Annotated in this window: 11 protein-coding genes; 8 read left to right on the top strand and 3 right to left on the bottom strand. The window is 38.7% G+C overall.

All coding sequences use genetic code 11. From position 1 onward, the window contains the following. Positions 1-2: 2 nt before the first annotated feature. From ACN222_RS22405 to ACN222_RS22440, 8 genes are all read left to right on the top strand, one after another. Complete coding sequence (locus ACN222_RS22405) at positions 3-2,993, top strand: glycosyltransferase (protein WP_010998620.1); 2,991 nt, start codon at positions 3-5, stop codon at positions 2,991-2,993. Continuing rightward, positions 2,977-5,121, top strand: a complete 2,145-nt coding sequence (locus ACN222_RS22410; RefSeq protein ID WP_010998621.1) for a glycosyltransferase — start codon at positions 2,977-2,979, stop codon at positions 5,119-5,121. The genes ACN222_RS22405 and ACN222_RS22410 overlap by 17 nt, the downstream gene beginning before the upstream one ends. 38 nt (positions 5,122-5,159) lie before the next feature. Then, positions 5,160-5,705, top strand: a complete 546-nt coding sequence (rfbC, locus tag ACN222_RS22415; RefSeq protein ID WP_010998622.1) for a dTDP-4-dehydrorhamnose 3,5-epimerase — start codon at positions 5,160-5,162, stop codon at positions 5,703-5,705. Further along, complete coding sequence (gene rfbD, locus ACN222_RS22420) at positions 5,698-6,582, top strand: dTDP-4-dehydrorhamnose reductase (protein WP_010998623.1); 885 nt, start codon at positions 5,698-5,700, stop codon at positions 6,580-6,582. Before rfbC ends, rfbD begins: the two co-directional genes overlap by 8 nt. Positions 6,583-6,584: 2 nt before the next feature. Continuing rightward, entirely contained in the window at positions 6,585-7,661 is a 1,077-nt protein-coding gene (locus ACN222_RS22425) for a glucose-1-phosphate thymidylyltransferase (RefSeq protein ID WP_010998624.1), read from the top strand. A 172-nt stretch (positions 7,662-7,833) separates the two neighbouring features. Continuing rightward, positions 7,834-8,862, top strand: coding sequence for a glycosyltransferase family 2 protein (locus tag ACN222_RS22430; RefSeq protein WP_010998625.1), 1,029 nt, complete (start codon positions 7,834-7,836; stop codon positions 8,860-8,862). A gap of 2 nt (positions 8,863-8,864) precedes the next feature. Then, positions 8,865-9,752 (top strand): glycosyltransferase family 2 protein, encoded by an 888-nt coding sequence (locus tag ACN222_RS22435; RefSeq protein WP_010998626.1) that lies wholly within the window; start codon positions 8,865-8,867, stop codon positions 9,750-9,752. A gap of 37 nt (positions 9,753-9,789) precedes the next feature. Continuing rightward, positions 9,790-10,857, top strand: coding sequence for a glycosyltransferase family 4 protein (locus ACN222_RS22440; protein WP_010998627.1), 1,068 nt, complete (start codon positions 9,790-9,792; stop codon positions 10,855-10,857). A gap of 58 nt (positions 10,858-10,915) precedes the next feature. Here ACN222_RS22440 and pcrA read toward each other — a convergent pair whose 3' ends face one another. The 3 genes from pcrA to ACN222_RS22455 form a co-directional block, all read right to left on the bottom strand. Further along, a complete protein-coding gene (gene pcrA, locus ACN222_RS22445) occupies positions 10,916-13,234 on the bottom strand; it encodes a DNA helicase PcrA (protein WP_010998628.1) in 2,319 nt (772 codons plus the stop codon). A gap of 258 nt (positions 13,235-13,492) precedes the next feature. After that, the gene (locus ACN222_RS22450; RefSeq protein ID WP_010998629.1) at positions 13,493-15,220 is read right to left on the bottom strand and encodes a sensor histidine kinase; all 1,728 of its coding nucleotides are present in this window, start codon (positions 15,218-15,220) and stop codon (positions 13,493-13,495) included. Between the two features lie 426 nt (positions 15,221-15,646). Then, a complete protein-coding gene (locus ACN222_RS22455; protein WP_010998630.1) occupies positions 15,647-16,249 on the bottom strand; it encodes a DUF3318 domain-containing protein in 603 nt (200 codons plus the stop codon). Positions 16,250-16,401 lie beyond the last annotated feature (152 nt).

Consider the following 16,401-nt stretch of genomic DNA (forward strand, 5'->3'; position numbering starts at 1 on the left):
ACATGGATACTTTCAATTATCAAAATTTTTATAATCAAGAATATTATCTAAATATGGTACCGGGTATTCCTTATGATAGGGAAGCTCATGGTGGACACTGGTTACGTTTTTTCAATACAGTTGCAGATAGGTTAATTAACTATGTTTCACCCACCTCTGTTCTAGATGTGGGATGCGCCAAAGGTTTTTTGCTGGAAGCATTTTACAATCGAGGCATTCTAGTACATGGTTTCGATTATTCAGAATACGCCATATCTTGTGTACGAGAAGATTTAAAACCCTTTGCTTTTGTTGCTTCGGCTGCCAATTCAAACGCATTTCTAGAGAAACAGGATAGTTATGATTTGATAACTTGTATTGAAGTAGTTGAACATATGCCACGGGATGAGGCATGGTTGGCAATTAAAAATATGTGCCAGTCTGCTAAATCAATATTCTTTTCATCTACATCAGATGATTTTGCTGAACCGACTCATTTGACTGTTTTACCCCGTATTTACTGGCTAGAAACTTTTCTTTCATTTGGCTTTGTACCAGATTACAAGTTTGATATACATGATCTCATACCACACGGAATTCTACTACGAAAAATAGATGATAATCTGACAGCATTCAAAATGCTTATTGAAGTAAATGAAACAAACTTAGAAGTAATAAAACAGCAAAAAATAGATATAGAAAAATTAAACTCAGAAAAAGTTAATTTAGAGAATAAATTACAACAAACTCAGACAGAGTTAGAGCGATCGCACTCCCAACTACAGCAGACTCAGACAGAGTTAGAGCGATCGCACTCCCAACTACAGCAAACTCAGACAGAATTAGAGCGATCGCACTCCCAACTACAGCAGACTCAGACAGAGTTAGAGCGATCGCACTCCCAACTACAGCAGACTCAGACAGAGTTAGAGCGATCGCACTCCCAACTACATCAGACTCAGACAGAATTAGAGCGATCGCAATCTCAACTACAGCAGACTCAGACAGAACTGGAGCGATCGCAGTCCCAATTGCAACAAATTCAGATGGCTTTGACTTTGCCTCAGTCCCAACTATACCAAATGCAGACAGAGTTAGAACATTGGAAAAACCTTGTCGACTGGATGGAGGGAAGTAGATTCTGGAAGTTACGAGCCTTATGCTTGAGTCTAAAGAAAAAAATAATAAATTTTCCTATCATTAAGCTTGACTTTGGCAGTTTGCCTGTTTTTCGTAAAAACAACTATCCCATATTTGTCAAGCGTACAGGTAAGCTGATAAAGAATCAGATCATGAGCTTTCGCACTCAAAATGATTTCGCTGATGAAATATTAGCAGGAGTGCTACAAAGCTTTGCTGAATCTCCAGAATATAGTCAATGGATTAAAGATTATGAAGCAAAAAACGATGAATTGAAGGAACAAAGAATCAATGCTGCATCGTTTCCGTATCAACCTGTCTTAAGTATAATTCTTCCAGTTTATAAACTACCACTAACTGTCTTACAAGAGACAATCAATAGTGTTATTCAACAAACTTACTCCAATTGGGAGCTATGTATTGCTTTTGCAGATATAGATAATTATCAAACAATTGATTATTTAAAAACCTTGAGTTTACAAGAAAAACGAATAAAGCTTAAGGTGATGGCGGAGAACAAAGGGATTTCTGGTAACTCTAATGTTTCTCTAAATATGGCTTCGGGCGAATTTGTAGCTTTACTCGATCATGATGACTTATTAGCACCTTTTGCCTTTTATGAAGTCATCAGTGAATTGAACAAGCAACCAGATTTAGACTTTATCTACTCAGATAAAGACTGTATTAGTGCCAACAGCATGGTAAGGTCAAGGCTCTTACTCAAACCAGAGTGGAGTCCAGAAATCCTATATTCCGCTAATTATTTAACTCATTTGTGTATTGCTCGTCGCACACTTTTGGAAAAGATTGGTGGCTTTCGTCCAGAAACAGATGGCGCGCAAGACTGGGATTTATTTTTACGTATCACAGAAAATACATCGCGTATTGCTCGAATTAATTCTGTACTTTACCATTGGCGGATTATACAAGGTTCAACTTCCTTGGGAATAGATTCCAAGCCATACGCGCTTGAGGGACAACTGCGTTCTATTCAAGATCATCTAACTAGAACAAAATTGCCGGCCACAGTTTCACCACATCCTGAATCTGGTTTTCGCTTAGAATGGCAAGCCTCATCTGCGGAGGTATCAATTTATATTGATGGTGATGTGTCCTGGGATTCTCTATCAGCTTGTATTCATGCTGTTTCCGAATTTGCTGATCCCAAATTACACAAAGCAACAATAGTTTTAGCCGAACACACGTATACTTCCAAAGCTACTGAAAGAGAAAATCTTATAACAGCAGTCAATTTACCTATTGATTGGCTACCGATTAAAGAAGGAGATTCTAAATTAGCTACTTTAGCTAACACTATAAAACAAGATAAGACTGATGTAGTTGTGTTTGTATCAGGTCTAGTTAAGAAGTTTACCGAAGGATGGATACAAGAACTAAGTGGATGGGTGCTTAACCACCCAGATATTGGATTTGTGTCCTCACTTGTTTTAACCGATAACAATTTAGTCGTAGAAGCTGGACTAGTCGTTGACCAATATAATAATGGCTCTCCCTTAATGCGAGGAAATTTCTTATATTCCTGGGATATTTTTGGTGGGGCTTTATGGTACAGAAATTGTAGTGCTAGTTCTCCTTGGTCTATAGCTTTTAGTTATAAAAATTACTTAGAGGGAGGAGGATTACCATCTAACTCTCCTTCTCTATCACACTCGATGATTAAGCTTTGTCAAGCTATCCGTGTGAATAATAAACGAGGCTTGGTCAACCCTCATGCTCGTGCATTTTTGCAGGATTTACCAAAAAATGATATTCCAGAATTTGACGATTCTCTAGGAAATGATCCTTATTTTCATCCTGCCTTTAGTTCAGTTGTTCCTTTAAAATTAAGAGTTAAAAATGGTAAAAAAAATTAAATTACCCAAATTTCTCAAAGACATAATTAAGGAAAACATCATCGTAGATAGATACATAAGAGATGCTACCGCACTTGCGGGTATCATGGATTTCTCTTGTGCAGATATTTCTGAAATACAGCAGCATCCTGAGCGAGTCAATCAATCAGGCAGTCAAACTATCAATTGGTATGTACCACCATTTGAAAACGCTTTTTATGGTGGTGTTATGACCATACTCCGCACTGCTGATTATTTACATCAGCATGGAAAAATCAAACAAAGATTTCTGATTTGTGGAGATAGTAATGCTGAAGTGATGCTTACTAAGATTACTAATGCTTTTCCTAATTTGAATACTGCTGAAGTAATCATTCTCAACTCCATGGAGGCTATTCAGAACATTCCACCATCAGACTTCTCAATAGCTACCCTTTGGACAACAGCTTATGTCCTATTAAAAGTAAACAATACTGGCTTAAAATTTTATTTTATACAAGATTTTGAACCCCTGTTTTATCCTGCTGGCTCAACTTACGCTCAAGCTGAGGCAACTTACCGTTTTGGGTTCTATGGAATTGCTAACACTATCAGTTTAAGAAAAATATATGAAACTGAATATGCTGGCATAGCGACTCATTTTACACCATGTGTAGATACAAAGGTCTTTTATCCTGACAGTAGCATCAGGAAAAATGATACTTCCAAGCGCGTATTTTTTTATGGAAGACCAGGACATCCACGTAATGGATTTGAGTTAGCAGTTGAAGCAATGCGTAAGCTGAAAACCCGTTATGGTTCTCAGATAGAAATATTATCTGCTGGTGCTAATTGGAATCCTAAAGAATATGGTTTAGAAGGAGTTATAGAAAACCTGGGACTATTAAGTTATGAAGAAACAGGAAATTTGTATCGTTCTTGCCATATTGGACTTTCAATGATGATGACCAAACACCCATCTTATTTACCTTTTGAGATGATGGCTTGTGGTGTATTGGTGGTATCGAATATTAATTCGAGTACACAATGGTTATTGAAAGACAGGGAAAATTGTCTATTATCCCACCCTAGTGCTAGTTGTATCGCTGAAACAATATCAGAAGCTATTGATAAGTATGATGATTTTGATTTAATCAGAAACAATGCAGTTAATTGCATTAAATATAACCATGCTGATTGGTCTGTTGAGATTAAGAAAATCACCGATTTTATTCAATATCATGCAATCAAATACAGTAACTGTTTAGTGCAGTCTAATGGAGATATTTTTGGTTCTGCTGTTTTTGTTGTAAACAATGGGTATCGTCATTATGTGCCAGATTTAGACTGGATAATCCAACATGGATTCATTTGGCCAACCGATGTTCAAGTTGTTAGTGATGAAGTGTTACTTAGTCTGCTGCCAGGTCGTCCTGCTCCGCACAAATGGACATTGGAAAATTGGGTAAACCCACCTAGAGATGTCAGCATGACGATAATAAGAGAAATTGCTGTGTCTAGACTGAGTGGGAATGGCGTAGAATTTGGCGCGGCGGCATCTCCTTTCCCGATACCGTTACATTGTGATGTCAAATACGCTGATATTTGTCCTACAAATGAACTGCAAAAAAAACTGTATCCTGGACAAGTAGTTTATAGCTTGATTGAACCCGATGTTATTACTGATTTCAACACTTTGGAAGGGATTGAAGACGATAGTCTTGACTTCATAGTTGCTTGTCATGTGATTGAACATACTAGAAATCCTATTGCTGCTATAGAGGCATCTTATAAAAAACTACGTATGGGAGGGTCTCTTGTTTTAGTAATACCGGATAAAGATAGAACTTTTGATAAGCAGCGTGACTTAACTACCTTAGAACATCTAATTCTAGATTATGAATCTCCCTTGAGAGAAAGAGATAAGGAACACTATTTTGAATTCTTTAAACTTGCATTTCCCGTCTTAGAAGAAAATTTTATTTCCACAGTAGAAAAAAATTTCCAGGAACAAGCGGATATTCACTATCATACATTTACTTATGAAAGTTTTAGTGTACTAATAAGTCATGTATGTAAAAATATTTCCCCTTGGTCGTCAGTATGGTCACAACCTACGTTATCTAACCCAATAGAAGATATAGAATTTTACTTTGTATTAACTAAATAATGAGACACTTAATTAAGTGAGATACCTGAAGCTAGCTAATGAACTTCATTCATACAAAAATTCCTGCTATTTCCCTCCTCGAACCGCAAGTCTTCAGTGACTCACGCGGCTTATTCTTTGAATCTTACAATCAGCAAAATTTTACAGATAAACTTGGTATCACCGTAAACTTCGTTCAAGATAACCATTCATTTTCCCAACATAACGTCCTGCGTGGACTGCACTATCAAATCATTCAACCCCAAGGCAAATTAGTCCGCGCTGTCGTGGGGACAATTTTTGATGTTGCTGTAGATATTAGAAAAAGCTCTCCCAGTTTCGGACAATGGGTAGGTTATGAACTTAGCGCCGAGAACAAACGCCAATTGTGGGTACCTCCAGGCTTTGCTCATGGCTTTCTCGTACTGTCTGAAGTTGCCGAAGTTATTTACAAAACTACAGATTACTATGCGCCTGGTGGCGATCGCACTATTCTATGGAATGATCCTGATTTAGCAATAAATTGGCCTCTCAAAGAACCACCAATTTTATCAGCCAAAGATAGCCAGGGTCAGCCATTTAAAAGTGCGGAAGTATATGAATGAACCAATCCTACTACTAGGTAGCAACGGTCAAGTAGGTCAAGAAATCCAAAATCTCCTTGCACCTAGATACAAAATTATCTCAGTCGCACGACCAAGGATAGACCTGACTCAAGCCGATAGTCTGCGTCAAATCATCAGAGAAGTCCAACCACAGATAATTATTAACGCCGCCGCTTACACTGCTGTAGACAAAGCCGAAACTGAACCCGAAATAGCTACAGCTATCAATGCTACAGCACCCCAAATTATCGCCGAAGAAAGCCAAAAACTCGGCTCGTTCTTAATTCACATATCCACAGATTACGTTTTTGATGGTCAGCAAAGTCACCCTTACCAAGAAACTGACCCCACTAACCCCTTAAGTGTTTATGGTAAGACCAAACTAGCCGGAGAAATAGCCATTCAACAAACTCACCCTCATCACATTATTCTGCGTACAGCTTGGGTTTATGGCAGTTTTGGTAAAAGTAACTTTGTCAAAACCATGCTGCGACTGGGTGCAGAACGCCAAGAAATTCGGGTAGTAAAAGATCAAATTGGCTCCCCTACTTGGGCGCAAGATATCGCTGACACCATAGCCCAAGTGATACCCCAAATACCAGAAATTTCTGGGACTTACCACTACACAAATACTGGTGTAATTAGCTGGTACGAATTTGCTGTTGCTATTTTTGCAGAATCTCAAAAACTAGGTTTTCCTCTCACAGTCCAACAAATTATTCCTATTACCACCGCCGAATATCCGACTTTAGCTCCCCGTCCTGCCTATTCTGTCCTGGCTTGTGAGAAGATGTCACAAGTTCTGGGAACTGCTCCCCCTCATTGGCAACAAAGACTGCGGTTGATGCTGCAAGACTGGCTCTCCAAATATTCTTGATTATGAAAGCACTAATTCTCTCTGGCGGTAGAGGTACACGTCTACGTCCACTCACCTATACTGGAGCAAAGCAACTTGTCCCAGTTGCGAACAAGCCTATTTTATGGTACGGGATTGAAGAGATGGTCGCGGCTGGTATTACTGATATCGGTATAATTATCAGCCCAGAAACAGGGGCAGAAGTACAAAGTAAAACTGGAGATGGAAAACTTTTTGGAGCGAACATCACCTATATTTTACAAGAACAGCCTGCCGGCCTAGCTCATGCCGTTACTGTTGCTCGTCCCTTCTTAAAAGATTCACCTTTTGTCATGTACTTGGGTGATAACCTAATTCAACAAGGCGACTTAAGCAACTTTTTACAAAAGTTTATTCAAGAACAACCTGATGCTCTAATTCTCTTGCGTGAGGTTGTCAACCCTAGCGCCTTTGGTGTAGCTAAGGTAGATGATACGGGGCGGGTACTACAATTAGTCGAAAAACCCAAAGTTCCTCCATCCAATCTAGCTCTAGTAGGCGTTTATTTCTTTTCCCCGATTATTCATGATTCTATTGCTCGTATCCAGCCTTCAAGCAGAGGAGAACTGGAAATTACTGATGCTATTCAACGCTTAATAGACGATAAAAGACAAGTATTAGCTTGTAATTTATATGGTTGGTGGTTAGACACCGGTAAAAAAGATGATTTATTAGAAGCTAATCGCTTAATTTTAGATACCTGTTTAACAACGTCTAACTTAGGGGAAGTGGATGCTAAAAGTCAAATCATTGGACGAGTTCAAATCGGAGTCAATTCCCAGATCATCAATTGTACAATTCGTGGCCCCGTGGTTATTGGCAATAATTGTTATTTAGAAAATTGCTTTATTGGCCCTTATAGCAGCATCGCCAACAATACAACACTCATCGACTCAGATTTAGAACATAGCGTAATTTTAGAAGGTGCTAAAATATCCGGAATTGATCAGCGAATCATTGATAGTGTAATTGGACAACGAGCGCAACTAACAATTGCCCCCCGTCGCCCAAAAGCCTTACGCTTTTTGATTGGTGATGATTGTCAAATTGAACTGACATAACCCCTAATAGAGTTAGGGCAAAAATAAAGCTACGTTAAGCAAGACAAGGTTTTTACATCGGCTTGTAGTAGGTTTCAACTTGCGATATTCTCCTACGTGCCTGTAGAACTGATTCTAATTATGTAGCAAATAATACAAACCCTCAATTATCTAGGTTGTCTTACTTAAGATAATGCAGTTTATAGAAAAAATCGGTATTGTTTTAGCCACATATAATCCCAATCTAGAATATTTTGAGAAACAAATACAGTCTATTAAACAACAAAGTTGGAAAAATTGGGTTTGTCACATTGTAGATGACTGTTCTCACTCAGAATATCAGGTGGGCATCAAGAATATTATTGATAACGATCCACGTTTTATTTGCCATTTCCACAGTCATAATCTCAACCACTATTATAACTTTGAACGAGGTCTAAAATATTGCGCCCAAGATAAATCTATTACTGCGATATCTCTTGCTGATCAAGATGATATTTGGCATGACGACAAGTTAAAGATTTTATTAAAAAAACTACGTTCACAAAAGGCAGTCTTAATACATTCTGATTTAGAATTAATTAATAGTTACGACCAAACTATTCACCCATCTGCCTGGGATTTTGAAGGGCGTAAACCACATAAATTATCCCACGATTTATTGTTACTTCGCAACGTGGTAACAGGATGCTCTGTATTATTTTGTACTTCTCTGCTCACGGATGTATTACCATTTCCACCACAAAATAAAATTAGCTGGTATCACGATTGGTGGATAGCCTTAGTCGCATCACATAGAGGCAAAATTGTGCATATCCACAAACCTTTAGTTTGGTATAGAATTCATAATGCCAATAATGTCGGTGTTCTCAAAGACTCAGGCAAAATACATTGTGAGTTATTGCTTTTATGTCGCAAGAAATTTAAAATCAATGGCAATAGTTATTTAGTTCACAGAGACTTTAGTAAAGCATTTTATCGTCGATTTAAACGAGAACTGAACGAGCTAGGTTATACCAACCCTTTTGATGATAGAAAATTGGATTTTGGTTGGCATATTCTTAAATTGTTGTATAAAAGTTTGCTTGTAGGCTATAATTCAGAAGGTGCGGCATTAAGAATTGGGGTCTTAAAATTAATTTTCGATATCCAAAGGAGTTACAGAATCATACTTTATCATTGTTTAAAAACGTTCAAAAGTTATTATAAAAACAGTCAATAAGTATGTCCGAAGGGTCAAATGTTCTAGTATCAATTATTTTAGTTAACTATAATGGCGCTGATATTTTACCAGATTGCTTAAATTCTATAGATAAATTTATTTCTAAAGATAACTGCGAGATCCTTCTAGTTGATAATGCTTCTCAAGATAATAGCTATGAGTTAGTTGCTCAGGATTTTCCTGATGTAAAAATAGTTAGATTGCCGAAAAACTATGGTTTTGGCGCAGGAAATAATGCTGGTGCAAAAATCGCTAAAGGTAAATTTTTACTATTATTAAATACTGATACGATACTAACTACTAATATTTTACCGCATCTGATTGATTTGATGAGAGAAAATCCGGATGTGGGTATTATTGGTACTAAATTAGTTTTTCCAGATGAGACATTTCAGATTTCTTTTGCATATACAATTGGTATCAAGGGAGAATATAAATCTAGAAAACTCCATGAATACGCCGAAGACAAATCTAAGTTAAATAGCTTGGAGCAGGAATTCAACACGATTAAAGAGGTGGATATTGTTGTCGGAGCAGCCTTATTTATTCGTGCAGATTTATTTCATAGTGTGGGTGGTTTTGACGAAAAGTTTTTTATCTATTTTGAAGATGCAGACTTATGTAGACGAGTGCAAAATCAAGGATATAAAATTTTATATACACCTCAAGTGTCTTTAATACATATAAGAGGCCACTCTATGAAAAAAAACGCCAATGCTACGGTGGTGGAATATAGACGTAGCCAACTTTATTATTACAAAAAACATTGTCCTGTATGGGAGAGAATTATTTTAAGAATATATCTATTTGCTAAATTCTTGCCTGAGTTTTTGGCAACAAGAAATCCTTACAGTTTAGAAATAATAAAATTATTATTCGTAATAGCTTAAATATACTAAGCTATTTTGATACTTAATTTAGCCAGTTATGACTGTATTGGTAAACTTATCTTTTGCACCCTTAAAGCCAACTGGATGGTTAACCTATAGTCTCAATTTGTTACCACATATTAAATCTTTAGGTATTAATGTTGTCAGTCCCATTGCAATTGACAATATAAAAGTTTATTCATCCCCAACTAATATTACAACTGAGGGAGGAATTAAAGGACATTTTCAAAGGTTGATGTGGGTGCAGTTGCAACTACCTAGTTTTTACAACCGATTAAAGTCTCGATTATTATTTTCACCTATTCCTGAAGTTCCTTTATTTTCTAGTTGTCGCAGTGTTGTTACTATTCATGATTTAATCCCTTTAAGATTTCCCCAGGAATTTTCTGCGGCGCAACTTTTTTACTGCCGTAATTATCTACCTGCGGTGATTAAGCAGTCAGAGCATATTATTTGTAATTCCTTGATTACGGCTCATGATATCCAGCGTTTTCTAGGTGTTTCAGAAAAGAAAGTAACTGTAATTCCTTTAGCTATTGATCAGCAAAATTTTCGTTTTTTGGACTTGCCGAGAAAAAATTATTTCTTGTATTATGGGCGACATAATATTTATAAAAATTTAAATCGAATTATTGCCGCTTTTGCTGCTTTACCAAATAAGGATTATGAACTGTGGTTAGCAGGGCCGACTGATGCACGTTATACCCCGACGTTGCAGGCAAAAGTTGAGGAACTAGGGATAACTGATCGTGTGAAGTTCCTTGATTATGTTTCTTATGATGAATTACCTATCATTATTAATCAAGCGATCGCACTTGTTTTCCCCAGTCTTTGGGAAGGCTTTGGTTTTCCAGTCTTAGAAGCCTTGGCCTGCGGTACTCCTGTCATTACCTCTAACCTCTCTTCCTTACCTGAAGTGGCTGGAGATGCAGCCATCCTCATCAACCCCTACAACACAGCAGAAATCACAGATGCCATGCAGACTATAGCTAATGATGTCAAATTGCAATCCCATCTGTCTCGCCAAGGAATCGCTAGAGCCAATCAATTCAGTTGGGAAAGAACAGGTAAAGCAACGAGTGAAGTCTTATCTCGTTATCTTTGAATTAGGGACTGGGGACGAGAGGAAGAAAAACTATTGACCATTGACTATTGACTAATGACTAATCCACCTTTTGTAATTGGGCGACTCTAGGGTCAACAATTTTCTGACCCAAGCTCGTAAATTTAATAGCCACAGAAAGCTTGCTACCAGCACCAAAAACGTGGGTTATTTCCCCAATCCCAAAACTTTTGTGTAATACTCTGTCCCCTACTTGCCAATCTTGATTGGCTGTTTCTTTACCATTGGTAGTAGATGGGGGTCTAGTATAAGTTTGCCGGACTTGGTATTGGGTTGTGATTAATTCGGCTGGTAATTCATCGAGAAATTGTGATCGCATGGCGGGTTCTCGTGAGCCGTATAAGCGGCGTTCACGGGCGAAGGATAAATACAGCCGTTCTTGGGCGCGAGTAATCCCTACATAACAGAGGCGACGCTCTTCTTCTAAGGCTGCGGGGTCACTTAGTGAACGGTAGCCGGGGAATAATCCCTGTTCTAAACCTACCAAGAAGACTACAGGAAATTCCAAACCTTTGGAAGCGTGCAGAGTCATGAGGGAAACGGCTGTTTGACCTTCCTTGAGGTTATCTAAATCAGAACTAAGGGCTGTACTTTGCAGGAAAGCTGTTAAAGAAACATCTTCATTCTCTTCTTGGAATTGCAAGACAGCGTTATAAAGTTCCTGTACGTTTTGGATGCGGTCTTCAGATTCGTCTGTTCCTTGGCTTTGTAAATCTTGTACGTAACCAGAATCTTCTAAAATCCCCATAACTATTTCTGTAACTGGGGCTGTAGCTATTTGTTCTTGCCAACGGTTAATCATTTTGGCAAAGTTATTCACCCCTTTTGCCGATCGCCCAGCCAATGTATTGACTGATGTTTCATCACTTAAGATTTCCCAGAGAGTAGTACCTAATTGTTGGGAAGCATTGATTAAGTTATCAATAGTTGCTTTACCAATACCGCGCCGAGGGGTGTTGATTACTCGTAATAAACTAACTGTATCCGAGGGGTTAGAGATCGCTCTTAAATAAGCTATAACATCTTTAATTTCTTTGCGGTCATAGAATTTCATCCCACCCACAACAGTGTAAGGAATCTGATTCCTCACTAACAATTCTTCAAAGGGACGAGATTGGGCATTTGTCCGATACAAAATTGCAAAGCTTCCCCAATCCAATTCCGGGTTTTGATGTTCTAATGTGCGGATTTGACGAATTACAAAATCAGCTTCTTCTAATTCATTATCTGCCTTGTGACAGTAAATTTCTTCGCCTGCTCCCCGCGTTGGTTTGAGGACTTTATCGATTCTTTGAGTATTATTTTCAATTAGTTCGTTAGCAACTTGGAGAATGTTTTCACAAGAACGATAGTTTTCTTCCAACTTCACCATTGTGCGGGTGTCTTCATCTGGCAAACCATCACCAAACTGATTCTGAAAATCCAGTAATATGGTGAAATCTGCCATTCTAAAGCTGTAAATAGATTGGTCTGCATCACCTACAACAAAAACAGAGCGATTTTGCCACTCCCATGCACTTTTTTTCTCTTCGCCATTAGTTGTCAACAGACGAATTAGGTCATATTGAGTGCGGTTAGTATCTTGATATTCGTCTACAAGAATATGACAGAACTTGCGATGCCAGTAACCTAAAACCTGCTCATTTTGTTGAAATAATCTCGTAGGAATTAAAATTAAATCATCAAAATCAAGAGCGTTGTTTTCTGCTAGTTTATCTTGATAGCGATTATAGACATCAGCAATTACTCTCCCACGATAATTTGGTTGGTCTTTTTCAAATTCCTGGGGTGAAAGTCCTTGATTTTTTGCATTACTAATGGCGTAGCGGACAGAACGAGGCTCAAACTTCTTATCATCGAGATTTAATTGTTTAGTGACGATTTCTTTGATGAGACCCTGTACATCAGATTCATCAAAAATGGAAAAATTTCGGTTCCATTGTCGCCCTTTTTCATCTTGGTATTTTTCGATATCAAAGCGGAGAATACGGGAAAACAAACTATGGAAAGTACCACACCACAGTTCTTTAATAGTAGTTTTATAAACACGCGATCGCAATTTAGTTTGTTCGTGTTCTGGTAGTAAATCTAAACGCTTTCCATGTTCTGTCAATGCTAATTGTTCTGCAAACAGCCGTTGAATCCGTTCTTTCATCTCCCTGGCGGCTTTGTTGGTGAAAGTCACCGCCAAAATATTTTCGGGAGCAACACGGTGCTTCAGTATTAAATTAGCAATCCGATAAGTTAACGCTCGTGTTTTACCGGAACCAGCACCAGCAACAACTAACAAGGGGCCGCAATAGTGTTCCACGGCTTGACGTTGGCTGGGATTCAGATGACTGAGAAAGTCGGTAGTCATTAGTTATTAGTCAGTGGTCAGTAGTCAGTAGTCAGTAGTCAGTAGTCAGTAGTCAGTAGTCAGTAGTCAGTAGTCAGTAGTCAGTAGTCAACAATTAATGTGATACTAATTTGAGAAAAGAATGGGACAGATACATACGGACATATCCTTATTCTGTCTGGCTTTCCTAATTTTGAATTTTGTTGGCGCAGCCTTGCCGTAGGCTATTTTGAATTGGTATGATTTGTTCTCCTGGCCTCCCCATCTACTACTCTACCTTTAACTTTGCTCCTGAAGTGGCAGGTAGACGGTAAAAGTCGAACCCAAACCCAGTTGACTTTTGACGATAATTTCCCCTCCCATCATCTGGCAAAAGTGGCGGCTAATTGCTAAACCTAGTCCAGTACCGCCATATTTTTTCGTGGTTGAGGTGTCACCTTGAGTAAAGGGTTGAAATAACTGTTGCTGCTGACTTGGAGACATCCCAATACCTGTATCGCTAACTGTGAAGGAGATCGCACCAAAGGGCATTTCTGGTAAAAAGTCTTCTTTTTCTCGCCTAACTGTCAGTTTGATTCTGCCGTTAGTGGTAAATTTAGCAGCATTACTGAGTAGATTTAATAATACTTGCCGCATCCTGGTTTGATCAGCATACATTGTACCCAGGTGTTCATCACAATATATTTCTAGAAGGTTGTTATTTTTTTCTATAGTCGGTTTGACGGTTACAACAACATTATTGATGAGTGTAACAACATCAAATATCTCTGGATAAAGGGTCATTTTACCCGCTTCGATTTTTGACAAATCCAGAATGTCGTTAATCAGTTCCAGTAGATGTCTACCCGCAGAATTGATGGTTTCCAGATCACTGGTGAATTCTCCCGACAAATTCAGATCAGCCGCATCGTCTTTGAGGAGTTGGCTTAAGCCAATTACAGCGTTTAAAGGTGTACGCAACTCATGACTAACATTGGCAAGAAATATACTTTTTGCTTTGCTGGCTGCTTCAGCTAGTTCTTTGGCCTGTTCTAGTTCTTTAGTACGCTCAGATACACGCTCAATGAGACGATTGAGGGATTTAGCCAGTAAGCCGATTTCATCTTCTGTCGTGACAGGAGCGCGTAAATCAAAATTTGGTTTGCGAGCTACTTGTTCTGCTACTTGGGTGACCATAATTACTGGTTCAGCGATCGCTCGACTAGTCCGCCATGCTACGATGGCAGCGATCGCCACTGACACCAGCATACTCACCATCACAATTAATCTCTCAACGCTTTTGGCTTCTTCAACATCTCTTTGTCTCTGACGCTCTTTCGATTCAGCAGTTTGTAAGATATTGGATAACTTCTGTGAGAGTTGCTCTAGCTGCATGGCTGTTTCGCCGCGCATAATCTCCAATAACTTCGCTCTGACTTCGGCTGCCTGTTTTGGTGGTACAGGCTGCTGAATTTCTGCTACGACAGCATCTATTTGCTGCACATAAGAATCTAAATAAAACGCATAATCTTGTAATAGAGCTTTTAAGTTGGCACTAGTTGCAGCTAAGTCTTTAGGTCTACCATCTATAAACTTGGCAATTTTTTGTTCATCAGTTTCGGCTTTTTTGACATCCCTCAAGAAATCGGCTTTTTTCATCGGTAAGCGCTGGGGATCTTCCAAAAATGCCACAATATTAGAGCTATGCAGTTGCGCTCCAACAACAGCATTCTTGTAATCAGTCAATAATTGTCTTTGTTCTTGAGCTTGATTAAATTCCCTAATTTCTTTGCCTCGGTAGTAGTTGGCAATCACTAATCCTGTGAGTGAGCCAAAAAAGCCAATTCCAATTGCCACAAAGTACCCATACCCAATTTTCTGATGGATACGCCAGGAACTTGCTTTGAGTTTCCCTCGTGAAGGAAATTCTATAGTTGGGAGTTCGTCTGTCGATGTTGATGGCTCTTCTAATGACACTTCTTTGCTGTCTGAACTGCTGTCAACAGGGATCGGCTGCTGAGTTTGCATCCCTCAAATCTCCTTACCCTCCCGCAAAAACCACTAAACCACCCTCATTTGTATAACCACTACAAATGTTTATAAACACCTGTATTATCTTGGCTGATAAGAAATATAAGTAATTCACCTTTTAGATAATTCGCATGACTTCATAGTGTTTGAGTAGTTTTGATATGAATGTTTACATGGTGACTTGCTAGTATCAAATAACAAGTATTCTGCCGATTTTTTAGTAGTTTCCCTGATTATTTGTCAGAATCCTGTTAGTCTAGCCAAGTCCTTTGTTGGTTCTGGATAAAAAAACTAGCTAATAGCTTCTAACCTATAATCCCTTTTCCATCGGGAATGTTGGAAGAAATAATCTTTAGCAATCGGTTTCTATTCTAGATGACAAACCAGCTTCATAACCAGCGATACACTAAATTCTGTCGTAAATTATAGAAACTTTTCTGGTACACCCACTGGTGAAAGACCAGCGATCGCTCGTAAGTTTTGGCAACGAATCAAAGCGATAAAATCTAAGCTAGAACGCCCTTCTATCTTGGCCACTGACTCAATCGCCCATAGTAAATTTTGTGCTGCTTCGGCTTCAGAATAACCACGGCGTTGAGCAACTTTAATCGCTGCTATGTCAGCATTTAACTCAAATTCTGGAGATTTGTTGCTACGCCAGATCCGCAACAAAGCGATCGCACTCAATCCCCCAGCGATCGCCACACCCACCACATCAGCCTGTGCAGATTCCACCAATCCGCCCAAAAGTCCTGCTAACACCACACCCTGATAAATATTTGGTGTAAACCACCTGACCCCTGTCAACCAAGCAACCTTTTGCAAGATTAGCAAATCCCGTTGTGGTTTGGTCAAGCGTTCCCATAAATCGAAGTTTATATATATTAGCCTCTCTTGATTCCAGGGCAAGGGAAAAATCGGGTCAATTACTTGATTTTGTTCTGGTTTGCTGACAATTTTAATCGTCATCCTACCAGAAGCTGGCATCACTTCAAATAAACGGCGTATCTCAACTTTTGGCTCCATAGGAATAATTTGTAATTCGTGTTTCGTAATTAAGATACAGAGTTTTCTGTACCTTGGTGGCTTCTAGGTTTAAAAAGTTATACCAACTTGAAAAAAAATACGACAGATACGTATGGACACACCTTTATTTCTGTTGAGCTTTGCTAATACGC

This window comes from Anabaena sp. FACHB-595, assembly GCF_048568275.1.
Taxonomy (GTDB): Bacteria; Cyanobacteriota; Cyanobacteriia; order Cyanobacteriales; family Nostocaceae; genus Trichormus.

Excerpts from the sequence above, each read along its gene's own strand:
- ACN222_RS22430 (WP_010998625.1), top strand. The coding sequence starts at position 7,834 with ATGCAGTTTATAGAAAAAATCGGTATTGTTTTAGCCACATATAATCCC.
- rfbD (WP_010998623.1), top strand. The coding sequence starts at position 5,698 with ATGAATGAACCAATCCTACTACTAGGTAGCAACGGTCAAGTAGGTCAA.
- rfbC (WP_010998622.1), top strand. The coding sequence starts at position 5,160 with ATGAACTTCATTCATACAAAAATTCCTGCTATTTCCCTCCTCGAACCG.
- ACN222_RS22455 (WP_010998630.1), bottom strand. The coding sequence starts at position 16,249 with ATGGAGCCAAAAGTTGAGATACGCCGTTTATTTGAAGTGATGCCAGCT.
- ACN222_RS22405 (WP_010998620.1), top strand. The coding sequence starts at position 3 with ATGGATACTTTCAATTATCAAAATTTTTATAATCAAGAATATTATCTA.
- ACN222_RS22410 (WP_010998621.1), top strand. The coding sequence starts at position 2,977 with ATGGTAAAAAAAATTAAATTACCCAAATTTCTCAAAGACATAATTAAG.
- ACN222_RS22440 (WP_010998627.1), top strand. The coding sequence starts at position 9,790 with ATGACTGTATTGGTAAACTTATCTTTTGCACCCTTAAAGCCAACTGGA.
- pcrA (WP_010998628.1), bottom strand. The coding sequence starts at position 13,234 with ATGACTACCGACTTTCTCAGTCATCTGAATCCCAGCCAACGTCAAGCC.
- ACN222_RS22425 (WP_010998624.1), top strand. The coding sequence starts at position 6,585 with ATGAAAGCACTAATTCTCTCTGGCGGTAGAGGTACACGTCTACGTCCA.
- ACN222_RS22450 (WP_010998629.1), bottom strand. The coding sequence starts at position 15,220 with ATGCAAACTCAGCAGCCGATCCCTGTTGACAGCAGTTCAGACAGCAAA.
- ACN222_RS22435 (WP_010998626.1), top strand. The coding sequence starts at position 8,865 with ATGTCCGAAGGGTCAAATGTTCTAGTATCAATTATTTTAGTTAACTAT.